17 protein-coding genes are annotated in these 21,751 nt (G+C 57.8%); 2 read left to right on the top strand and 15 right to left on the bottom strand.

The features are described 5' to 3' along the window. Nucleotides 1-10 precede the first annotated feature (10 nt). Together AB4O12_RS02470 and AB4O12_RS02465 are read right to left on the bottom strand one after the other, a co-directional pair. Nucleotides 11-412, bottom strand: coding sequence for an MAPEG family protein (locus AB4O12_RS02470; RefSeq protein ID WP_056783897.1), 402 nt, complete (start codon nucleotides 410-412; stop codon nucleotides 11-13). Further along, the gene (locus AB4O12_RS02465) at nucleotides 412-1,149 is read right to left on the bottom strand and encodes a DUF599 domain-containing protein (protein ID WP_016773682.1); all 738 of its coding nucleotides are present in this window, start codon (nucleotides 1,147-1,149) and stop codon (nucleotides 412-414) included. Before AB4O12_RS02465 ends, AB4O12_RS02470 begins: the two co-directional genes overlap by 1 nt. Before the next feature lie 232 nt (nucleotides 1,150-1,381). Here AB4O12_RS02465 and AB4O12_RS02460 point away from each other — a divergent pair, with 232 nt between their 5' ends. Beyond that, a complete protein-coding gene (locus AB4O12_RS02460; protein ID WP_236169133.1) occupies nucleotides 1,382-2,611 on the top strand; it encodes an NHL repeat-containing protein in 1,230 nt (409 codons plus the stop codon). 95 nt (nucleotides 2,612-2,706) lie between these two features. On the opposite strand, the gene brnQ is transcribed toward AB4O12_RS02460, so the two are convergent. The 10 genes from brnQ to sdhC form a co-directional block, all read right to left on the bottom strand. After that, nucleotides 2,707-4,020, bottom strand: coding sequence for a branched-chain amino acid transport system II carrier protein (brnQ, locus tag AB4O12_RS02455; protein WP_016773681.1), 1,314 nt, complete (start codon nucleotides 4,018-4,020; stop codon nucleotides 2,707-2,709). A gap of 482 nt (nucleotides 4,021-4,502) precedes the next feature. After that, on the bottom strand, nucleotides 4,503-5,387 hold the full coding sequence (gene sucD / locus AB4O12_RS02450) for a succinate--CoA ligase subunit alpha (protein WP_016773680.1): 885 nt from the start codon (nucleotides 5,385-5,387) through the stop codon (nucleotides 4,503-4,505). Continuing rightward, nucleotides 5,387-6,553 (bottom strand): ADP-forming succinate--CoA ligase subunit beta, encoded by a 1,167-nt coding sequence (gene sucC / locus AB4O12_RS02445; protein WP_016773679.1) that lies wholly within the window; start codon nucleotides 6,551-6,553, stop codon nucleotides 5,387-5,389. Before sucC ends, sucD begins: the two co-directional genes overlap by 1 nt. Before the next feature lie 182 nt (nucleotides 6,554-6,735). Continuing rightward, nucleotides 6,736-8,172, bottom strand: coding sequence for a dihydrolipoyl dehydrogenase (gene lpdA / locus AB4O12_RS02440; protein ID WP_016773678.1), 1,437 nt, complete (start codon nucleotides 8,170-8,172; stop codon nucleotides 6,736-6,738). 108 nt (nucleotides 8,173-8,280) lie between these two features. Further along, the gene (gene odhB, locus AB4O12_RS02435) at nucleotides 8,281-9,507 is read right to left on the bottom strand and encodes a 2-oxoglutarate dehydrogenase complex dihydrolipoyllysine-residue succinyltransferase (protein WP_024012151.1); all 1,227 of its coding nucleotides are present in this window, start codon (nucleotides 9,505-9,507) and stop codon (nucleotides 8,281-8,283) included. Nucleotides 9,508-9,551: 44 nt separating this feature from the next. Further along, nucleotides 9,552-12,383, bottom strand: a complete 2,832-nt coding sequence (locus tag AB4O12_RS02430; protein WP_041479560.1) for a 2-oxoglutarate dehydrogenase E1 component — start codon at nucleotides 12,381-12,383, stop codon at nucleotides 9,552-9,554. Nucleotides 12,384-12,634: 251 nt separating this feature from the next. Next, nucleotides 12,635-13,339: a succinate dehydrogenase iron-sulfur subunit gene (locus tag AB4O12_RS02425; protein ID WP_016773675.1), complete on the bottom strand. Its 705-nt coding sequence runs from the start codon at nucleotides 13,337-13,339 to the stop codon at nucleotides 12,635-12,637. Nucleotides 13,340-13,350: 11 nt separating this feature from the next. Continuing rightward, a complete protein-coding gene (gene sdhA / locus AB4O12_RS02420; protein WP_024012149.1) occupies nucleotides 13,351-15,123 on the bottom strand; it encodes a succinate dehydrogenase flavoprotein subunit in 1,773 nt (590 codons plus the stop codon). A 3-nt stretch (nucleotides 15,124-15,126) separates the two neighbouring features. Then, complete coding sequence (gene sdhD, locus AB4O12_RS02415) at nucleotides 15,127-15,495, bottom strand: succinate dehydrogenase, hydrophobic membrane anchor protein (protein WP_008049683.1); 369 nt, start codon at nucleotides 15,493-15,495, stop codon at nucleotides 15,127-15,129. After that, a complete protein-coding gene (gene sdhC / locus AB4O12_RS02410) occupies nucleotides 15,489-15,863 on the bottom strand; it encodes a succinate dehydrogenase, cytochrome b556 subunit (RefSeq protein WP_016773673.1) in 375 nt (124 codons plus the stop codon). Before sdhC ends, sdhD begins: the two co-directional genes overlap by 7 nt. Before the next feature lie 363 nt (nucleotides 15,864-16,226). On the opposite strand from sdhC, the gene gltA reads away from it, so the two are divergent. After that, entirely contained in the window at nucleotides 16,227-17,516 is a 1,290-nt protein-coding gene (gene gltA, locus AB4O12_RS02405) for a citrate synthase (protein WP_003222994.1), read from the top strand. A 1,044-nt stretch (nucleotides 17,517-18,560) separates the two neighbouring features. On the opposite strand, the gene AB4O12_RS02400 is transcribed toward gltA, so the two are convergent. The 3 genes from AB4O12_RS02400 to AB4O12_RS02390 all read right to left on the bottom strand — a co-directional run bounded on the left by AB4O12_RS02400 (nucleotide 18,561) and on the right by AB4O12_RS02390 (nucleotide 21,619). Continuing rightward, a complete protein-coding gene (locus AB4O12_RS02400; protein ID WP_016771015.1) occupies nucleotides 18,561-20,219 on the bottom strand; it encodes a cation acetate symporter in 1,659 nt (552 codons plus the stop codon). After that, nucleotides 20,216-20,527, bottom strand: coding sequence for a DUF485 domain-containing protein (locus AB4O12_RS02395; RefSeq protein WP_016771016.1), 312 nt, complete (start codon nucleotides 20,525-20,527; stop codon nucleotides 20,216-20,218). The genes AB4O12_RS02400 and AB4O12_RS02395 overlap by 4 nt, the downstream gene beginning before the upstream one ends. A gap of 240 nt (nucleotides 20,528-20,767) precedes the next feature. Further along, nucleotides 20,768-21,619, bottom strand: a complete 852-nt coding sequence (locus AB4O12_RS02390; RefSeq protein ID WP_041479599.1) for a glycine betaine ABC transporter substrate-binding protein — start codon at nucleotides 21,617-21,619, stop codon at nucleotides 20,768-20,770. Nucleotides 21,620-21,751: the final 132 nt, after the last annotated feature.

Raw genomic sequence — 21,751 nt, 5'->3', positions numbered from 1 at the left:
GATTTACCGATTAGAGCAACACGGTTCTAAAAGTCGGACTAATCATCAGCAACAGCGAACAGATGAAGCCAACTAGCCACATCAGGCTGCGCAACTTCGCCAGATCGGCCAGATAGAACCACAGATAGAAAATCCGCGAGATCACGAAGATGATCGCCAGCGCATCGATCAGCCAACCCGCGGTTTGCGTGGTATGCGCCATCAGCACGCCGACGGCGAAGAGGATGAAGGCTTCGATGCTGTTCTGATGGGCCGCCAGCGCCCTCGCACCGAAGCCGGTCAACTGCGCCTGCTGCTGCCGCGGCAAGTGATTGTCATACCCGCCCTGCTCTTTCATGGCCTTGGCCACCGGCATACGCGCCACGTAGATCAATAAAGCACTGATAAACACACACCAGAACGGAATACTCATCAAACAGCCTCTTTGTTCGCCTCAGGGACGGGCGCCTCTGTAGGGGTATAGACCATGACATCGAGAACGTCGGAATGAAACTCGCGGCGATACAAAACCACCACGACTCCCGCGCTCATGATCATGAACAGCCACGGGCTGACGAACCACGCCAGCATGCTCATGCCGAAGTAATAAGAACGCAGGCCGAAGTTGAACTGGTTGGCCGCCATCGAAATCACCCGCGCCGCCCGCGAAGCGAAGGCCTTGCGTTCCTGCTCGGTCACTTGGCGCTCACCGATCATCGGCGCCGACCCGACCAGAATCGCCGCGAAGTTGTATTGGCGCATGCACCAACTGAAAGTAAAGAACGCATAGACGAACACCAGTGCCAGACACAGCAACTTGATCTCCGACATGCCCTGCGACGCCTGCTGCACCATCGGAATATCCGCCAACAACGACACGGCTCGGTCGGACGCACCGAGCACGGTGAGGATACCGGCGAGGATGATCAGCGTGCTGGAGGCGAAGAACGACGCGTTGCGTTCCAGATTGCCGATCACGCTGGCATCGGCGATGCGGTTGTCACGCAGCAGCATGCGGCGCATCCAGTCTTCGCGGTACAGGTGCAACACGCTGGCCAGACACGCCGTATCACGGGCCTTCCAGGTGGCATAACGGGTGTAACCGCCCCAGCAGACGACAAACCAGACGGCGGCGAGCAAGTGGATCAGATTGGCTTGGATGAACGACATTCGTTGTCCTGAGCAAGAGGAATGATGGAGGGAACCCTTCGTTTCGACGTGTTGGCTCGTAAAAAGACACGCTCATTGAAGAGTCAAATTTATTCAAAATAGACCGCAGCTATCAGTTTTCAGAGGCTTATACCTGTCAACTCTGACAGTAGCGCCGAGGGTATGGCGAGGCATAAGGTCGTTTTCTCAAACGGGAACACTGACCGCTCCCCTATCAGACAAGGATTTGAGCATGAGACCTTTGAACGCTGCGCTGCCCATTGACACAACGTTTGGCAACCGGGGGTACGCCGAGTCATTTGCTACGGGAAGCCAGGCTTTGAAAATCGCAGGCTTGCGCCCGGATGGAAAGATCCTTCTCGTGGGACAAACTGTTGTAGAGGGCAAAGTCAGTTTTCATTTGGCGCAATTACTCGCGGACGGTACTAACGATACTGGCTTCAACGAAAACGGTTTGATCGTAGGTACGTTTACAGGTTCGGGACAAGCCAGCGGAACTGGCGCCTGTCTTTATAAAGACGGCAAGGCGCTGCTTTTTGGGTATCAATATGATGAGGACCAAGGAACCCGATTTGCGCTTGCCAGATTCTTCGCTGATGGTGAAAGAGATCGCGATTTCGGTCCCGATGGGACGGTTTACGTCCCTTTCCTGCCACAGTCCGAATCGCAATTGCCAAAACCGGAAGCTTCCATCACGTCGCAATCCAGAACCAGGTTAGTACTGACTGCTGATGAAAAAATACTCGTCGGTCAAAGCGACCGACTGTTCAGACTTGATCAGAATGGAGATTTCGATACCGCTTTCAACAACAAAGGCTGGCTGGATCTTGCAATGGGCATTGCTTCGATTTCAGTAGCAGAGGATGGAGTAATCACAGTTGCAGGTTCGAGGGCTGGAGAAGGGAAGATTGTGCGCCTGAACGTCGATGGAACGCCCCATAAAGACTTCGGCGATGATGGCACCGGGACCGTCTACATTCCATCGGATTACCCGGTCAGCGTACGAAGCCTGATGTTACGTGCTGACGGCAGCTTCTTTGTTGCTGGCCAGGTCGACACATCCCCCAACGACGTTTGGGGGAAAGGACGCAAAGCAATGATGGCCGCGTACAACCCGAACGGTAGACCAAATCTCGCATTCAATCAGGGTAAGCCTGTTGTCACTGATCTTGGATTAACCGACGGTTGCACTTTGTTCGATCTAAGTGGGGAACCTGAGGATGGTTTGGTTGTGGTGGGGAGTACAGGGCAAATAACCAGGGAGCAAATGCTTGCCTGCCGCTATCTGGCAACGGGTGAACTGGACACAACCTTTGGGGACGGCAAGGGATACGTTACTCACTCTATGGGGCCCGGTATGCAATGGATCTCGGTGGCAGTGCAGCCCGACAAGCGAATACTCCTGAGCCGTGACAGCGACAACGTCAATGTGGGAGCTCTGGTCGTACGTTATCTGGGTTGAGGATTATCAGCTCTGATAAAAAATGCCCCGTATCGATTGATACGGGGCATTTCTGTTTAACCGTGCCTGACCCGCTTGTGGCGGGTCACATCACGTCAGGCAGTGACTTCGCTGCGCTTGCCCAGCAGGCGATCACAGACCACGGCGACCACCAGGGTCATCACGCATGGCACCAGCCATGCCAGCCCTTGCTCGCTCAGCGGCAGATGGGTCAGCTGAGTTGGCATCCAGTCGGCCAGACCAGCGCCTTTCAGGGCGTCGATGGTGCCGAAAACGAAGGAAACCAGCATCACCGGGCCAAGAATGCGCCCGTGCTCATGCCAGAAATCCTTGCAGAAGCTCAGTGCGACCAGAACGATGCACGGCGGGTAGATCGCGGTGAGTACCGGAATCGAGAAAGCAATGAGCTTGGTCAGACCGAGGTTGGAGACCAGCAGCGAAAATGCCGCGAGGATAATCACCAGCGTCTTGTAAGACAGTGGCAGCACACGGCTGAAGTATTCAGCACAGGCACAGGTCAGACCGACCGCCGTGACCAGACACGCCAGCGAGATCAGCACCGCAAGGAAACCGCTACCCAGCGAACCGAAGGTGTGTTGCACGTAGGCATGCAACACCGCCGCGCCGTTGGTGGCGCCGACCGCGACTTCATGGCTGCCGGAACCGAGGCGGAACAGGCTGACGTAGACCAGTGCCAGACCCACGCCGGCAATCAGCCCGGCAATGATCGCGTAACGGGTGATCAGCGCCGGCGACTCGACGCCACGGGAGCGGATCGCGTTGACGATAACGATGCCGAATACCAGTGCGCCGAGGGTATCCATGGTCAGGTAACCATTGATGAAGCCCTGAGAGAACGGTGCCGCCACATATTCCGGTGTGCCGTGACCGATGTCACCCGCCGGCAAGGCGAACGCGGCGATGCCCAGTACTGCCAGCGCAATGATTTTCAGCGGTGCGAGGAAGCGGCCAACGGTATCCAGCAACCGCCCAGGGTAGAGCGAAATGAAGAACACCAGCAGGAAGTACACCGAGCTGTAGAGGAACAGCGCCAGCGGGCTTTCGCCGGTCAATGGCGCCAGACCTACCTCGAAGGATACGGTCGCGGTACGCGGGGTGGCGAACAGCGGACCCACGGCCAGGTAGCATGCCGCCGCGAGGATACCGCCAGCGATCTTGCCGATAGGGCTGCTCAACGCATCCATCGCACCGCCGACCTTGGCCAACGCCACCACGGTGACCACCGGCAAACCAACGGCGGTAATCAGGAAGCCCAGTGCGGCCATCCAGACGTGAGGCCCGGCCTGCAAGCCGACGATCGGCGGGAAAATGATGTTACCGGCCCCGACAAACAGGGCAAACGTCATAAAACCAAGTGCCAGGATGTCCTGACCTTTCAAAACTTTCATTAAGGTAATACCACACTACTGAAATCGGAATTTAGAGGGGGATTGCCCTGTTGGATTAGGGAAATGCTGTCGATCCGTATGGGACTGACCCTTAAAGCGCGTAGCTGCCTTGTGGGCGGCGGACGCAAAAATGGCGGCCAGCCTAACGAATTTGGCTGACAAACGCACTGTTAGAGGGCGAACTATCCGATACGCGACGTTTCAGTGTCGCGTTTACATATCTATTTTTCATACAGAGAACCTGTATTCATCACAACGAACCTGTGGCGAGGGGATTTATCCCCGTTGGACTGCGCAGCAGTCCCAAAGAATCCGAGCTGGAACTGCCTGACTGATCATGGTCGCTAGCATGGGGGCCGCTTCGCAGCCCAGCGGGGATAAATCCCCTCGCCACTACAGCTCTCAAAATTCTCATACGCCAGGAACGACAAAGGCCACCCGAAGGTGGCCTTTGTTGCTGGAGCTAAAAAGTCAGCCGAAGCTTACTTCTTCACTTCCCAGCCAGTCAGCTCGGCCAGGGCCTTGCCGATGTCTGCCAGCGAACGCACGGTTTTAACGCCTGCGTCTTGCAGCGCAGCGAATTTCTCGTCTGCAGTGCCTTTGCCGCCAGAGATGATTGCGCCAGCATGGCCCATGCGCTTGCCCGGAGGAGCAGTCACACCAGCGATGTAGGAAACAACCGGCTTGGTCACGTTAGCCTTGATGTAGGCAGCCGCTTCTTCTTCAGCCGAACCGCCGATCTCGCCGATCATCACGATCGCCTCGGTCTTCGGGTCTTCCTGGAACAGCTTCAGGATGTCGATGAAGTTCGAACCCGGGATCGGGTCACCGCCGATGCCGACGCAAGTCGACTGACCGAAACCGGCGTCAGTGGTCTGCTTCACAGCTTCGTAGGTCAGGGTGCCGGAACGCGAAACGATACCGACCTTGCCTGGCAAGTGAATGTGACCTGGCATGATGCCGATCTTGCATTCGCCTGGGGTGATCACGCCTGGGCAGTTAGGGCCGATCAGGACTACGCCCAGCTCGTCGCACTTAACTTTGGCGTCCAGCATGTCCAGGGTAGGAATGCCTTCGGTGATGCAGACGATCAGCTTGATGCCGCCGAATGCCGCTTCCAGGATCGAGTCCTTGCAGAACGGAGCCGGAACGTAGATCACGCTGGCGGTAGCGCCAGTGGCTGCTACTGCATCTTTGACGGTGTTGAACACTGGCAGACCCAGGTGCTCGGTGCCGCCTTTGCCCGGAGTTACGCCGCCAACCATCTTGGTGCCGTATTCGATGGCTTGCTGGGTGTGGAAACTACCTTGCGAACCGGTAATACCCTGGCAGATAACTTTGGTGTCTTTATTGATCAGGACGCTCATTATTTGCCCTCCGCAGCTTTGACAACTTGTTGAGCAGCGTCGGTCAGGCTGGTAGCAGCGATGATGTTCAAACCGCTTTCTGCCAGTACTTTAGCGCCCAGCTCAGCGTTGTTGCCTTCAAGGCGAACAACAACCGGGATTTTCACGCCGACTTCTTTCACGGCGCCGATGATGCCTTCGGCAATCATGTCGCAGCGAACGATGCCGCCGAAGATGTTGACCAGTACTGCCGCGACATTCTGGTCGGACAGGATGATCTTGAACGCTTCAGTAACGCGTTCCTTGGTAGCGCCACCACCTACGTCGAGGAAGTTGGCTGGCTTGCCGCCATGCAGGTTGACGATGTCCATGGTGCCCATGGCCAGACCGGCACCGTTGACCATGCAGCCGATGTTGCCTTCCAGCGCTACGTAGTTCAGTTCGAACTTGGCAGCGTGCGCTTCGCGCGGATCGTCCTGCGACGGATCGTGGAAAGCCTTCAGCTTAGGCTGACGGTACATGGCGTTGGCGTCGATGTTGATCTTCGCGTCGAGGCAGTGCAGATCGCCGTCAGCCTTGATCACCAGCGGGTTTACTTCCAGCAGAGCCAGGTCGTGGTCTTTGAACAGCTTGGCCAGACCTACGAAGATCTTGGCGAACTGAGTGACCTGCTTGCCTTCCAGACCCAGCTGGAATGCCAGCTCGCGACCCTGGGATGGCTGAGCGCCAACCAGTGGATCGATAGTGGCCTTGAGAATTTTTTCTGGAGTGTCGTGAGCGATTTTCTCGATGTCCACGCCACCTTCGGTGGAAGCCATGAACACGATGCGACGGCTCGAACGGTCAACGACAGCGCCCAGGTACAGCTCTTTAGCGATATCAGTGCACGATTCAACCAGGATCTTGGTGACTGGCTGGCCATTGGCGTCAGTCTGGTAAGTCACCAGACGCTTGCCCAGCCACTGCTGTGCGAAGGCTTTGGCGTCTTCTTTGCTGCGAACCAGCTTTACGCCGCCCGCTTTACCGCGACCACCGGCGTGAACCTGGGCTTTGACGACCCACTCGTTGCCGCCGATTTTGTCGCAAGCTTCTGCTGCTGCTTCCGGGGTGTCTACTGCGTAACCAGTGGAAACTGGCAGGCCGTATTCAGCGAACAGCTGCTTACCCTGATACTCGTGAAGATTCATGCTTTTTACCGTCTTCGTTAGGTACTGCGCATTCGGCGCTGCGCTCGTTTGAGTGCCGCGCCACCTGTGACTGCTGCTTGCGTAGCTGGGCTACGCAAGACTGCGTCCGGCGGACATTCCGCGGTGAGTCTTGCTCGCAAGGCTCACGACGGGCCGTTGCCGCCGTGGTTTCTTATTATGTCTTAACGCTTCTTGCGGTTGGCAATGTGAATGGCGCCGCCATTCACTGCCAGAGCAGCTTCGTGCAAGGCTTCGGACAGGGTCGGATGGGAGAAAACCATCATGCCCAGGTCTTCAGCGCTGGTGCCGAATTCCATACCGATCGCGCCCTGCTGAACCAGTTCTGCAGCGCTCGGGCCAATCACGTGCACGCCCAATACGCGGTCGGTCTTGGCATCGGCGATGACCTTGACGAAACCACCGGTATCGTTGGCAGCCATTGCACGGCCGGAAGCGGCGAACGGGAAGGTGCCGACGTTGACTTCAACGCCTTCGGCCTTCAGCGCCTGCTCGGTTTTGCCAACCCACGCGATTTCCGGGTGAGTATAAATAACCGAAGGGATCAAATCATAGTTCATCTGAGCCTTGTGGCCCTTGATGCGCTCGACAACCATGATGCCTTCTTCCGAAGCCTTGTGGGCCAGCATCATGCCGCGAACCACGTCACCGATGGCGAAGACGCCCGGTACAGCTGTGACGCAATGGTCATCGACCGCGATGAAACCGCGCTCGTCGATTTCCACGCCGCAGTCGGCAGACAGCAGATCAGTGGTCACCGGACGGCGACCAACGGCTACGATCAGCTTGTCGAAAGTGATGGTCTGTTCGCCGTTGGCATCGGTGTAGTTGACGACGACTTCTTCGCCGTTGACTTTCGAACCGGTAACGCGAGCGCCCAGCTTGATGTCCAGACCCTGTTTGGTCAGGGTTTTCAGCGCTTCCTTGGAAACAGCGGTGTCCGCTGCCATCAGGAAAGTGTCCAGTGCTTCGAGCACAGTCACTTCTGCACCCAGACGCGACCATACCGAACCCAGTTCCAGACCGATCACGCCAGCGCCGATCACGCCCAGACGTTTAGGTACGGACTGGAATTCCAGAGCGCCAGTCGAATCGACGATGACTTTCTGGTCAACCGGAGCCGGTGGAATGTCGATCGGACGCGAACCTGGCGCGAGAATGACGTTTTCCGCTTCGATGACTTCAACCGAACCGTCCGGCTTGGTGACTTCGACTTTCTTGCCGGCCAGCAGCTTGCCGTGGCCCTGGATCGAAGTAACGCCGTTGGCCTTGAACAGGGTGGCAACGCCGCCGGTCAGGTTCTTGACGATGCCAGCCTTGCGGCCAACCATCGCAGCGACGTCCATTTTGACTTCGCCGGTCGAGATACCGTGAACGTTGAAGCTCTCTTTGGCTTCCTTGTATTTCCACGAGCTGTCGAGCAGCGCCTTGGAAGGAATGCAACCTACGTTCAGGCAGGTACCGCCCAGGGCTTGCTTGCCCTCTGCGTCGGTGTACTTCTCGATGCAGGCAGTGGTCAGGCCCAACTGAGCAGCCTTGATGGCCGCTACATAGCCACCAGGGCCGGCACCGATCACTACTACGTCAAATTTCTGCGACATTCAAAAAATCCTCTTTAGCAATAAAGCTACAAGCCGCAAGCTCCAAGCTGCAAGCCCACCCGCTCGCCCTGAGCTTGAGGCTTGTAGCTGAAAGCTTGCAGCTGCTTTTTAGATATCCAGCAACAGACGAGCCGGATCTTCCAGCAGGTTCTTGATGGTCACCAGGAAGGTCACAGCTTCTTTGCCATCGATCAGGCGGTGATCGTAGGACAGAGCCAGGTACATCATCGGACGGATCACGACCTGACCGTTGATGGCCATCGGACGCTGGATGATGTTGTGCATGCCCAGAATCGCTGCCTGCGGCGGGTTGACGATCGGCGTCGACATCATCGAACCGAAGGTACCACCGTTGGTGATGGTGAAGGTACCACCGGTCATCTCGTCCATCGACAGTTTGCCGTCACGGGCTTTCTTGCCAAATGTTGCGATGCCGCCTTCGATTTCAGCCAGGCTCATCAGCTCGGCGTTACGCAGAACCGGTACCACCAGGCCACGGTCGCTGGAAACGGCAACGCCGATGTCCGCATAGCCGTGGTAAACGATGTCGCCGCCGTCGATCGACGCGTTGACAGCCGGGAAGCGTTTCAGCGCTTCGGTGGCCGCTTTCACGAAGAACGACATGAAGCCCAGGCGTACGCCGTTGTGGGACTTCTCGAACAGGTCCTTGTACTTCGAACGCAGCGCCATGACTTCGGTCATGTCGACTTCGTTGAACGTGGTCAGCATCGCCATGTTTGACTGGGCTTCAACCAGACGCTTGGCCACGGTGGCACGTACGCGAGTCATCGGTACGCGCTTCTCGATGCGGTCGCCGGCAGCGAACACAGGCGCAGCAGCCGAAGGAGCAGCAGCCTTGGCAGGTGCGGCAGCCGGAGCGGCTTTCTTCGCAGCAACCGCTGCTACCACGTCTTCCTTGGTCACACGACCGCCCTTGCCGGTGCCGGCAACGGAAGCGATGTTGATGCCGTTTTCTTCAGCCAGCTTGCGCGCGGCAGGAGCGGCGATCGGGTCATCTTCGCCATCGGCAGCAGCTGGTGCGGCAGCGGCAGTAGCGGCCGGAGCAGCAGCGGCGGCAGGAGCGGCAGCAGCAGCGCCGCCCTCTTCGATCGAGCCCAGGACCTGGTTCGACAGAACGGTAGCGCCCTCTTCGGCAACGATTGCGCCCAGCACGCCGTCTGCTTCAGCCAACACTTCGAGCACGACTTTGTCGGTTTCGATGTCGACGATCAGGTCGTCACGCTTGACGGCCTCACCTGGTTTCTTGTGCCAGGTGGCAACGGTGCCATCGGCAACCGATTCCGGGAATGACGGGGCTTTGATTTCGATAGCCATTATCTGTGGGTCCTTAAAATTCGGTTTCAGTCAGCGCGAAGGCGTTAAACAGTGAAAGCATCTTGCAGCAGTTTTTCCTGCTGCTCGGCGTGCATCGATGCGTAACCACAAGCTGGCGCAGCCGAAGCCTCACGGCCCGCGTACTCAAGTACGAGAGTCTTGTCGAGGTTGGCGATGCTGCGACGCAAGTGATGCTGGCTGCAGTACCAGGCACCCTGGTTCATCGGCTCTTCCTGACACCAAACGGCGTGTTTGACGTTGGTGTACGGAGCCAGGACTTCTTTCAAGTCGTCCTCAGGGAACGGATACAGCTGCTCGATACGCACGATGGCGATATCTTCGCGGCCTTCGGCACGGCGTTTTTCCAGCAGGTCGTAGTAGACCTTGCCGCTGCACAGAACCACGCGCTCGACCTTTTTCGGGTCCAGTGCATCGATTTCCGGGATCACGGTCTGGAACGAACCTTCGGCCAGATCTTCCAGTGTCGAGATGGCCAGCTTGTGGCGCAGCAGCGACTTCGGCGTCAGCACGACCAGCGGCTTGCGCAGCGGACGAATCACCTGACGACGCAGCAAGTGGTAGATCTGCGCTGGCGTGGTCGGCATGCACACCTGAATGTTGTGCTCGGCGCACAGCTGCAGGTAACGCTCAAGACGTGCCGAGCTGTGCTCAGGGCCCTGGCCTTCGTAACCGTGTGGCAGCAGCATGGTCAGACCGCAGAGACGGCCCCATTTGTGCTCGCCGCTGGTGATGAACTGGTCGATCACGACCTGAGCACCGTTGGCGAAGTCGCCGAACTGGGCTTCCCAGATCACCAGCGCGTTTGGCGTGGTGGTCGAGTAACCGTATTCGAATGCCAGTACCGCTTCTTCCGAGAGGAACGAGTCGTACAGGTCGAAACGTGGCTGACCGTCGTACAGGTTCTGCAGCGGAATGTAGGTGCCCGCGTCTTTCTGGTTGTGCAACACAGCGTGACGGTGCGAGAACGTACCGCGGCCGATGTCCTGACCGGTCATGCGGATCGGGTGACCTTCGAACGCGAGGGTCGCGTACGCCATGGTTTCAGCGTAACCCCAGTTGATCGGCAGGCCGCCGGCTTGCATCTTCTGACGGTCTTCGTAGATCTTCGCGACCTGGCGCTGAACGACGAAGCCTTCCGGAATTTCCAGCAGCTTGGCGGACAGCTCTTGCAGGGTCTTGAGATCGAAACGCGTGTCGTGACGCGCAGTCCAGGCGTGGCCCAGGTACGGACGCCAGTCGACGAACAGCTCTTTGTTCGGCTCTTTGACCAGCGATTTCACTACGTGCAGACCGTTGTCCAGCGCGTTGCGGTATTCGTCGACCTTGGCCTGAACGCGTTCAGCGTCAAGCACACCGGCCTGAGTCAGGCGATCAGCGTACAGCTCACGGGTGGTGCGCTGCTTGGTGATCTGCTGATACATCAGTGGCTGGGTGCCGCTTGGTTCGTCGGCCTCGTTGTGGCCGCGACGACGGTAGCAGACCAGATCGATCACCACGTCACGCTTGAACTGCATGCGGTAGTCGATGGCCAGTTGGGTCACGAACAGCACGGCTTCCGGATCATCGCCATTCACATGGAGGATCGGCGCCTGGATCATCTTGGCAACGTCGGTGGCGTACTCGGTGGAACGCGAGTCCAGCGGGTTGCTGATGGTGAAACCGACCTGGTTGTTGATCACGATGTGCACGGTACCGCCGGTCTTGAAACCGCGGGTCTGCGACATCTGGAAGGTTTCCATGACCACGCCCTGACCGGCGAATGCCGCGTCACCGTGGATGGAGATCGGCAGAACTTTCTCACCGGTCAGGTCGTTGCGACGGTCCTGACGGGCGCGCACCGAACCTTCGACCACCGGGGAAACGATTTCCAGGTGGGACGGGTTGAACGCCATGGCCAGGTGAACTTCACCGCCGGTGGTCATCACGTTGGACGAGAAGCCCTGGTGGTATTTAACGTCACCGGAACCGAGCTCGACCTTCTTCTTGCCTTCGAACTCGTCGAACAGCTCGCGCGGGTTCTTGCCGAAGGTGTTGACCAGTACGTTCAGACGGCCACGGTGGGCCATGCCGATGACGACTTCCTTGGTACCGTACGAGCCGGAACGCTGGATCAGTTCGTCGAGCATCGGAATCAGGCTTTCGCCGCCTTCCAGACCGAAACGCTTGGTGCCCGGGTATTTGGTGCCGAGGTATTTTTCCAGGCCTTCACCGGCAGTCACGCGCTCAAGCAGGTGGCTCTTGATGTCGGCGGAGTACGTCGGACGACCACGCACGCTTTCCAGACGCTGCTGGAACCACTGGCGCTGCTCGGAATCGGTGATGTGCGTGAATTCAGCGCCGATGGTGCGGCAATATGTCTGCTGCAACGCTTCGTGAATTTCGCGTAGGCTCGCTTCCTCTTTGCCGATGAACAGGTCGCCGGCACGGAAGGTCGTATCAAGATCGGCATTGGTCAAGCCGTAATGATTGATCGACAGGTCTGCAGGTGCAGGACGCTGCCACAGCCCCAGCGGGTCAAGCTGGGCTGCCTGGTGGCCACGCATACGGTAGGCCTGGATCAATCGCAGCACTTCAACTTGCTTCTTCTCGTGCTCACTGCTCACGCTGCCGGCGGAAACCGGTTGGGCGCGGCGCTGGTTCTTTGCCAGCAGCACGAAATGATCGCGAATCGTCGAGTGCGAAACATCAGTGGCAGAGTTGCCGTCGGCTGGCAACTTCTGAAAGTAGGTGCGCCACTCTTCTGGCACAGCGTTAGGGTCGTGCAGGTAGAGCTCATAAAGCTCTTCCACATAGGCAGCGTTTCCACCTGAAAGGTAGGCGCTGTTCCACATGCGCTGCATCACGCTTTCTTGCATGCTTGGTCACCCTCGGTTAGGGGAACACCATCGGTGTCGACACCGAGCAAACTTGCAGAAGTCCGAATGCAGCGACTAAAACAAGCCACCTAGGATCACACTGATAGTCCGGGTACCAGCCCGGATGCCCCTGCTTGTCTCATTTCTTCAAAAGAAGAGCTGCAGCTTATGGCTACTGCTCTGGTTATAGCCATGACGCGGGTTGAAGCCCGCGCCACAGCCTCTACGGTGCAACGGTTACAGCAGCTGAATCACACGCCGCTCGAAAGCAGCATGTTACGGATGTGACCGATGGCCTTAGTCGGGTTCAGGCCTTTCGGACATACGTTGACGCAGTTCATGATGCCCCGGCAGCGGAAAACGCTGAACGGGTCGTCAAGTGAAGCCAGACGCTCGCTGGTCTTGGTGTCGCGGCTGTCTGCCAGGAAGCGGTAGGCTTGCAGCAGCGCAGCAGGACCCAGGAACTTGTCCGGGTTCCACCAGAAGGACGGGCAAGAGGTCGAGCAGCAGGCGCACAGGATGCACTCGTACAGACCGTCGAGCTTTTCGCGCTCTTCTGGCGACTGCAGACGCTCGATGGCCGGAGCCGGCGTGTCGTTCTGCAGGTAAGGCTTCACCTTCTCGTATTGCTTGTAGAAGATGCTCATATCGACGACCAGGTCACGGATAACCGGCAAACCTGGCAGCGGACGAACGATCAGCTTGTTGCCTTTTACAACGGCAGACAGCGGCGTGATGCAGGCCAGACCGTTCTTGCCGTTGATGTTCATGCCGTCGGAGCCGCAGACGCCTTCACGGCAGGAGCGACGATAGGAGAAACCTTCGTCCTGCTCTTTGATCAGGGCCAGCACGTCCAGCACCATCAGGTCTTTACCACCGGTATCGACCTGGAAATCCTGCATGAACGGCGCGGCGTCCTGATCAGGGTTGTAGCGATAAACACTGACTTGCAACATGGCGGTCACCCTTAATAAGTCCGGACTTTAGGTTCGAAAGTCGGAACAGTCTTCGGCGAGAAGTTCACGGCACGCTTGGTGACGCGCTTGTCACCCGGGAAGTACAGGGTGTGGCACAGCCAGTTTTCGTCATCACGGTCTTCGAAGTCTTCACGGGCGTGAGCGCCGCGGGACTCTTTACGTACTTCGGCCGCGATGGCGGTAGCTTCAGCCACTTCCAGCAGGTTCTGCAGTTCCAGCGCTTCGATACGTGCAGTGTTGAACGCTTGCGACTTGTCGTTGATCTTCACGTTGGCGATACGCTTGCGCAGATCGGCCAGCTGAGCGATGCCCTTCTGCATGTATTCGCCGGTACGGAATACACCGAAGTAGTTCTGCATGCAGCTTTGCAGCTCGCGACGCAGGGTGGCAACGTCTTCACCGTCGGTACGGTTGTTCAGCGCGTTCAGACGCGACAGTGCAGCTTCGATGTCGGACTCGGTAGCGTCGTCGTATTCGATGCCATCGGTCAACGCCTTTTCCAGGTGCAGGCCGGCAGCGCGACCGAAGACCACCAGGTCGAGCAGCGAGTTGCCGCCCAGACGGTTCGCACCGTGTACCGATACGCAAGCCACTTCGCCTACCGCGAACAGGCCAGGGATGATCTGGTCCTGACCTTCGGCGTTCTGGGTGATCGCCTGGCCATGAATGTTGGTGGCAACGCCGCCCATCATGTAGTGGCAGGTCGGCACAACCGGAACCGGAGCAACGACCGGGTCAACGTGGGCGAAAGTCTTCGACAGTTCGCAGATGCCTGGCAGACGGCTGTGCAGCACTTCCTCGCCCAGGTGGTCGAGCTTGAGCATTACGTGGTCGCCATTCGGACCGCAACCGTTGCCGGCGATGATTTCCTTAACCATCGAACGGGCAACCACGTCACGACCTGCAAGGTCCTTCGCGTTCGGAGCATAACGCTCCATGAAACGCTCGCCGTGCTTGTTGATCAGGTAACCACCTTCACCACGGCAACCTTCGGTAACCAGTACACCGGCGCCGGCGATGCCGGTCGGGTGGAACTGCCACATTTCGATGTCTTGTACCGGCACGCCAGCACGCAGAGCCATGCCGACGCCGTCACCGGTGTTGATCAGGGCGTTGGTGGTGGACGCGTAGATACGGCCTGCACCGCCAGTGGCCAGAACCGTGGCCTTGGCACGAATGTAGGAGGTTTCGCCGGTTTCGATGCAGATCGCGATCACACCAACGAATTCGCCTTCCTGGTTTTTCACCAGATCAACAGCGTAGTACTCGTTGAGGAACGTAGTGCCGGCTTTCAGGTTGCCCTGATAAAGGGTGTGCAGCAGCGCGTGACCGGTACGGTCGGATGCAGCGCAGGTACGTGCAGCCTGACCGCCCTTGCCGTAATCCTTGGACTGGCCCCCGAATGGACGCTGGTAGATGCGGCCTTGCTCGGTACGCGAGAACGGCAGACCCATGTGGTCCAGCTCGAAAACAGCGGCAGGGCCTTCCTGACACATGTATTCGATAGCGTCCTGGTCACCGATGTAGTCGGAACCCTTGACGGTATCGTACATGTGCCAGCGCCAGTCATCGTTCGGGTCGGCGGAAGCGATGGCGCACGTGATGCCGCCCTGTGCGGACACAGTGTGCGAACGGGTCGGGAAAACCTTGGTGATCACCGCAGTCTTGTGGCCGCCCTGTGCCAGCTGCAGCGCAGCGCGCATGCCGGCACCGCCACCACCAATAATGATGGCGTCGAAAGAAATCGTTGGAATGTTAGCCATGAATCAGATACCCCAGAGAATCTGCACACCCCAGACGAAGTAAGCGAACATCGCAACGCCGCATACTGCCTGGAAAAGGAAACGTATCGCCGTTGCGGACTTGCCGAACGCCATTGGCGTCAGGTAGTCGGTCGCGATGGTCCACATGCCGACCCAGGCGTGAGCGCCCAGAGCAACAAGGGCCAGCAGGCTGAAAATACGCATTCCGTTGTGAGCGAACAGTTCATGCCACTGGGCATACTCGAGGCCAGGGTTGGCGACGATGTATCCGATCAGAAAGATGAAGTAAGCCGCGAGAACGACCGCAGACACACGCTGTGCCATCCAGTCATAGAGGCCCGAACGCGACAGGTTAGTGACGTTAGTTACCATATCCAGACTCCTGCCAGAACGATTACCACCACGGAAACGGCGATAACGATTTTCGAGCCCAGTTTGCCGCCTTCCAGCGTCTCACCGATGCCCATGTCCATGATCAAGTGGCGCACACCGGCTACCAGGTGATACAGCAGAGCGGACAGGATGCCCCAAATCACTAGCTTGGCTAGCGGACTGGTCAGACACGCTTTCACCTGACCGAAGCCTTCCTCGGAGCTCAGCGACTTGTCCAATGCGTAAAGCATGATGGCAAGGCACACGAAGAGGATGACACCGGAGATACGGTGAAGAATGGACGTGTAAGCAGTGACTGGGAGTTTGATGGTCCTTAGGTCTAGGTTTACAGGTCGTTGGCTTTTCACGGCTTTTTTTTCACACTGAAGAGCCCCTAACAATCAGGGCAAAGTTGTTGGGGAGTGCACTGGTCAGGTAACCACCACCCGGGGATGCGACCCCCAATGAAAGCAAGCCCAAAAGCCCTTGGCGGTCGGTGGCCGAGTATAGACAGTTAGGCTACTAATGACAACGCGTTCACCTACCCCCAATAGCGGATTGCACAAGTTGCATAAAAGGCGTAAATGGCAGGCAATTTCGAGGAAAAAGTCGGCTTAAAGCCTTCTGGAGCAAGACTTTAGGCAAATTGACATTCGAATTTATCTCACTATAGTGGTGCGGGCCCTGCGTGGGGGGTCTGTCTGATGGTTCAAGCATAAATAGGAGGCCACATGGCTGACAAAAAAGCGCAGTTGATCATCGAGGGCGCAGCCCCCGTCGAGCTGCCCATTTTAACCGGCACCGTTGGTCCCGATGTAATCGATGTTCGGGGCCTGACGGCCACGGGCCGCTTCACTTTCGACCCGGGTTTCATGTCGACCGCTTCGTGCGAATCGAAAATTACCTATATCGACGGCGACAACGGCATTTTGTTGCACCGCGGCTACCCGATCGAACAGCTGGCTGAAAAGTCGGACTACCTGGAAACCTGCTACCTGCTGCTCAACGGCGAATTGCCGACCGCAGAACAGAAGGCCCAGTTCGTCAGCACCGTGAAGAACCACACCATGGTTCACGAGCAGCTGAAAACCTTCTTCAACGGTTTCCGTCGCGACGCCCACCCGATGGCCGTCATGTGCGGTGTAGTCGGCGCCCTCTCGGCCTTCTACCACGACTCCCTGGACATCAATAACCCGCAGCATCGCGAAATTTCCGCGATCCGTCTGGTTGCGAAGATGCCGACCCTGGCAGCGATGGTTTACAAGTACTCCATGGGCCAACCCATGATGTACCCGCGCAACGATCTGACTTACGCGGAAAACTTCCTGCACATGATGTTCAACACCCCGTGCGAGATCAAACCGATCAGCCCGGTACTCGCCAAGGCCATGGACCGGATCTTCATCCTCCACGCCGACCACGAGCAGAACGCTTCGACCTCCACCGTGCGTCTGGCCGGCTCTTCGGGTGCCAACCCGTTCGCCTGTATCGCCGCCGGTATCGCCGCACTGTGGGGCCCTGCCCACGGCGGCGCGAACGAAGCCGTGCTGACCATGCTCGACGAGATTGGCGATGTGTCGAACATCGACAAGTTCATCGCCAAGGCCAAGGACAAGAACGATCCGTTCAAGTTGATGGGCTTCGGTCACCGCGTCTACAAGAACCGCGACCCTCGCGCGACTGTCATGAAGCAGACCTGCGACGAAGTGCTGAAGGAACTGGGCATCAACAACGATCCGCAACTCGAACTGGCCATGCGCCTGGAAGAGATCGCGTTGACCGACCCGTACTTCATCGAGCGCTCGCTGTACCCGAACGTCGACTTCTACTCGGGGATCATCCTCAAGGCGATCGGCATTCCAACCAGCATGTTCACGGTGATTTTCGCCCTGGCGCGTACTGTGGGCTGGATTTCGCACTGGAAAGAAATGCTTTCGAGCCCGTACAAGATTGGCCGTCCGCGCCAGCTGTACACCGGTTACGAGTCGCGTGACATTACCAAGCTGGAAGATCGCAAATAAGGGTTTTTCTTTTTTGTGATGGTTTAGTGGTGTGTCAGGAACGGCCTCTTATATAGAGGCCGTTTTTGTTTGTGGTTTCAGCGGCCTTCGGGCCGACTGGTTCTTGGATTTTGGGGGCATATCCGTTGCTGCGGGTGCTGCCGCTGGCGGTTTCGCTCTTACAGCGAGTCACCTTTTCCAAACGCCAAAAAGGTAACCCAAAAGGCTTTGCCCCGGCGTACGGCCCGCTCGCTGGGGCTCGGGGTACCTTCGTTACGGGACCGATCCGGGCGCAGCGGCTCCGGTTGGCTTCGCTGCACCTACACTCGCTGTGTACGACTGCGTCGTACGGTCGCTGCGCTCCCACACCCGGATCGATCCCGTAACGAAGCCTGTCGAAGGGGCAAGAGATCAAAACAAGAACCAAAGCCAAAGCCAAAGCCAGATCAAGAGCCCCTCACCCTAGCCCTCTCCCAGAGGGAGAGGGGACTGACCGAGGTGTTTGGGCGAAACACGCCGACTTGCGATACCGAGTCGAATGCAGGTTTTGAACACCACACAAATCGGCTCCCTCTCCCTCGGGAGAGGGCTGGGGTGAGGGGCGAATCCACCGAAAATCTCAAGCCATGCGACGCTTCTAACCACTCAACAATGAGCGCAAGCTCGAGTGCTTTTGATCTTGATCCACGGGCGACGTCGGAAGGCTGAGCGGAGGGATTGATCCGGGCGTGGGAGCGCAGCGACCGTCTGGCGCAGCCAGACACAGCGGAAGGAGGTGCAGCGAAGCAAACCGGAGCCGCTGCGCCAGGATCAGTCCCGGAGCAAAGGAACCCCGAGCCCCAGCGAGCGGGCCGAACGTAGGAGCTAGCGTTTTTTGCTTACTTTTTTAGGCGCTTGTAAAAAAGTAAGTCGCCGTAAGGGCGAAACCGCCAGCCGCAGCACTGCAAAAAACGGATATACACCCAAAACCAACCATAACCACCCACAAAAAAAACGCCCCAATCTCTCAATCAGGGCGTTTTCTTGAAGCTTGAAGCTTGCAGCTTGCAGCTTACAACTGATCTCTTAGTGCGAAACCGCCCCACTCGCCCCCAACCCGGTCTGCGAACGCACAAACTGCGGGAAGAACAGCGCCCGCTCGTTATCCGCAGCCGCCGACTTGTCGGTAATCGAGAAGAACCAGATCCCGATGAACGCAATCATCATCGAGAACAGCGCCGGATATTCGTAAGGGAAGATCGCCTTCTCGTGATGCAGAATCTGCACCCAGATGGTTGGGCCGAGGATCATCAGACCAACAGCACTCACCAGACCCAGCCAGCCACCAATCATCGCGCCGCGAGTGGTCAGCTTCTTCCAGTACATCGAAAGCAGCAGTACCGGGAAGTTGCAGCTCGCCGCGATGGAGAACGCCAGGCCGACCATGAACGCAATGTTCTGGCTTTCGAACAGAATGCCCAGACCAATCGCCAGCACCGCCAGGGCGATGGTGGTGATCTTCGATACGCGAATCTCATCCTTCTCGTTGGCCTTGCCCTTCTTGATCACACTGGCGTACAGGTCGTGAGAAACCGCCGAAGCACCCGCCAGCGTCAGACCGGCTACCACAGCCAGAATGGTTGCGAACGCCACTGCCGAGATGAAGCCAAGGAAGATGCTGCCGCCCACCGCGTTGGCCAGGTGCACCGCCGCCATGTTGTTGCCGCCGAGCAAAGCACCCGCTGCATCTTTGAAGGCCGGGTTGGTGCTGACCAGCAGGATCGCGCCGAAGCCGATGATGAAGGTCAGGATGTAGAAGTAGCCAATGAAACCGGTAGCGTACAGCACGCTCTTGCGCGCTTCTTTTGCGTCACTCACGGTGAAGAAGCGCATCAGAATATGCGGCAGGCCAGCGGTGCCGAACATCAGCGCCAGACCCAGCGAGAATGCCGAGATCGGATCCTTCACCAGACCGCCGGGGCTCATGATCGCTTCGCCCTTGGCGTGAACCTTGATCGCTTCGGAGAACAGCGTGTTGAAGTCGAAGCCGACGTGCTTCATCACCATCAGCGCCATGAACGAGGCACCGGACAGCAGCAACACTGCCTTGATGATCTGCACCCAAGTGGTCGCGAGCATGCCGCCGAACAGCACGTACATGCACATCAGCACGCCGACCAGAATCACCGCAACGTGGTAATCGAGGCCGAACAGCAGCTGGATCAGCTTGCCGGCACCGACCATTTGCGCGATCAGGTAGAACGCCACCACCACCAGCGAGCCGCAGGCGGACAGGGTGCGGATCTGGGTTTGCCCGAGGCGGTACGACGCCACGTCGGCAAAGGTGTATTTACCCAGGTTGCGCAGGCGTTCGGCGATCAGGAACAGAATGATCGGCCAGCCCACGAGGAAGCCGATCGAGTAGATCAGGCCGTCATAGCCGGAGGTGAACACCAGCGCGGAGATCCCCAGGAAGGACGCCGCCGACATGTAGTCGCCGGCAATCGCCAGGCCGTTCTGGAAACCGGTGATCTTGCCGCCCGCCGCATAGTAGTCGGCGGCCGAGTTGTTTTTCTTTGAAGCCCAGTAGGTGATGTATAAAGTCGCGCCGACGAAGGCCACGAACATCAGGATCGCCGGAATGTTCAGCGGCTGTTTGGCCACCTCCCCCGTCAATGCGTCAGCCGCCCAGACACTCGGCGCGAAAGCCGCAACACTCAATAAAGCCAGTAGACGCCGGATCATTGCTGAGCCTCCTTGAGAATCGCATTGTTCAGGTCGTCGAACTCGCCATTGGCGCGGCGCACGTAGATGCCGGTCAGGACGAAGGCTGAAATGATCAGGCCGACACCGATCGGGATGCCCCAGGTGATCGAAGATTCAGGACTGAGTTTCGCCCCGAGCACGTGCGGCCCGTATGCGATCAGCAGGATGAATGCGGAGTACAGCCCGAGCATGATTGCCGAGAGAATCCAGGCGAATCGTTCCCTTTTCTGAACCAGCTCCTTGAATCGGGGACTGTTTTGAATCGAGAGGTAAATGCTGTCGTTCATTGTTTTTATCCTCGCAGCACAAATTATTGTTGGAACGTAGCTAATGTATGCGGCTGCGAGAGAGGTTCCAGACGACCTTAGTAGTAGATGGCCATGATGTTTTAGCCATTTTCCGGTACACAGAAAAAAACTGTGGGAGCGAGCCTGCTCGCGAAGGCGTCGTATCAGTCGATATTGCATCAACTGACAGATTGCATTCGCGAGCAGGCTCGCTCCCACAGGGGTGTGGCGAGATTTAAATCATTTGGTCCAGTCAGCTACACGATCCGGGTGTTTGGCCACCCAGTCCTTGGCCGCTGCATCAGGCTTGGCACCGTCCTGAATCGCCAGCATGACCTCGCCGATTTCGTCTTTCGAGGCCCACTGGAAGTTTTTCAGGAATTTGGCCACTTCCGGCGCCTTGGCGTCCAGGCCTTTGCTGCCGATGCTGTTCACTGTTTCAGCCTGGCCATACACGCCTTTCGGGTCGTCGAGGAAGCGCAGTTTCCACTTGGCGAACATCCAGTGCGGCACCCAACCGGTGACGGCGATGGATTCGTTCTTCTTCTCGGCGCGGGTCAGCTCGGCAATCATGCCGGCGCCGGAACTGGCCTTGAGGCTGTATTTGTCCAGGCCGTAATCCTTGATCGCCTGATCGGTCTTGAGCATTACGCCTGAACCGGCGTCGATGCCAACAATGCGGTTTTTGAAGGTATCGTCGGTTTTCAGGTCTTCGATCGATTTGGCTTTGACGTACTCCGGCACGATCAGGCCGATCTTCGCGTCCTTGAAGTTCGGGCCGTAATCGACGACCTGATCCTTGTTTTTCGTCCAATAGTCACCGTGGGTCACGGGCAGCCAGGCCGAGAGCATCGCATCGAGTTTGCCGGTGGCCACGCCCTGCCACATGATCCCGGTGGCGACAGCTTGCAGCTTCACGTCATAACCGAGCTTCTGTTTGATCACTTCGGCCGCCACGTGGGTGGTCGCGACGCTGTCGGACCAGCCGTCAACGTAACCGATGTTCAGGGTCTGTTTTTCAGCGTTGGCGAAAGTGGAACTCATCGCAAGCGCCAAAGCGGCACCTGCGCCTAAAAGTCGTCGCATCTTCATCGTTTACTTCCCCGAAATGCTGCGCCCGACGGATGCCGGGCATCGTCAACGTATTGTTATGGTGCACAGCGCCCCCATCACGCCGGACCTCACACACCGAACATCAGCCGATTTTTCAAAAAGGGTACTGAT

The organism is Pseudomonas sp. S2_A05, assembly GCF_054668485.1.
This window is presented reverse-complemented; position numbering and strand designations above follow the sequence as displayed.

Coding starts and splice junctions, on each gene's coding strand:
- AB4O12_RS02470 (WP_056783897.1), bottom strand. CDS start 412: ATGAGTATTCCGTTCTGGTGTGTGTTTATCAGTGCTTTATTGATCTAC.
- AB4O12_RS02465 (WP_016773682.1), bottom strand. CDS start 1,149: ATGTCGTTCATCCAAGCCAATCTGATCCACTTGCTCGCCGCCGTCTGG.
- AB4O12_RS02460 (WP_236169133.1), top strand. CDS start 1,382: ATGAGACCTTTGAACGCTGCGCTGCCCATTGACACAACGTTTGGCAAC.
- brnQ (WP_016773681.1), bottom strand. CDS start 4,020: ATGAAAGTTTTGAAAGGTCAGGACATCCTGGCACTTGGTTTTATGACG.
- sucD (WP_016773680.1), bottom strand. CDS start 5,387: ATGAGCGTCCTGATCAATAAAGACACCAAAGTTATCTGCCAGGGTATT.
- sucC (WP_016773679.1), bottom strand. CDS start 6,553: ATGAATCTTCACGAGTATCAGGGTAAGCAGCTGTTCGCTGAATACGGC.
- lpdA (WP_016773678.1), bottom strand. CDS start 8,172: ATGTCGCAGAAATTTGACGTAGTAGTGATCGGTGCCGGCCCTGGTGGC.
- odhB (WP_024012151.1), bottom strand. CDS start 9,507: ATGGCTATCGAAATCAAAGCCCCGTCATTCCCGGAATCGGTTGCCGAT.
- AB4O12_RS02430 (WP_041479560.1), bottom strand. CDS start 12,383: ATGCAAGAAAGCGTGATGCAGCGCATGTGGAACAGCGCCTACCTTTCA.
- AB4O12_RS02425 (WP_016773675.1), bottom strand. CDS start 13,339: ATGTTGCAAGTCAGTGTTTATCGCTACAACCCTGATCAGGACGCCGCG.
- sdhA (WP_024012149.1), bottom strand. CDS start 15,123: ATGGCTAACATTCCAACGATTTCTTTCGACGCCATCATTATTGGTGGT.
- sdhD (WP_008049683.1), bottom strand. CDS start 15,495: ATGGTAACTAACGTCACTAACCTGTCGCGTTCGGGCCTCTATGACTGG.
- gltA (WP_003222994.1), top strand. CDS start 16,227: ATGGCTGACAAAAAAGCGCAGTTGATCATCGAGGGCGCAGCCCCCGTC.
- AB4O12_RS02400 (WP_016771015.1), bottom strand. CDS start 20,219: ATGATCCGGCGTCTACTGGCTTTATTGAGTGTTGCGGCTTTCGCGCCG.
- AB4O12_RS02395 (WP_016771016.1), bottom strand. CDS start 20,527: ATGAACGACAGCATTTACCTCTCGATTCAAAACAGTCCCCGATTCAAG.
- AB4O12_RS02390 (WP_041479599.1), bottom strand. CDS start 21,619: ATGAAGATGCGACGACTTTTAGGCGCAGGTGCCGCTTTGGCGCTTGCG.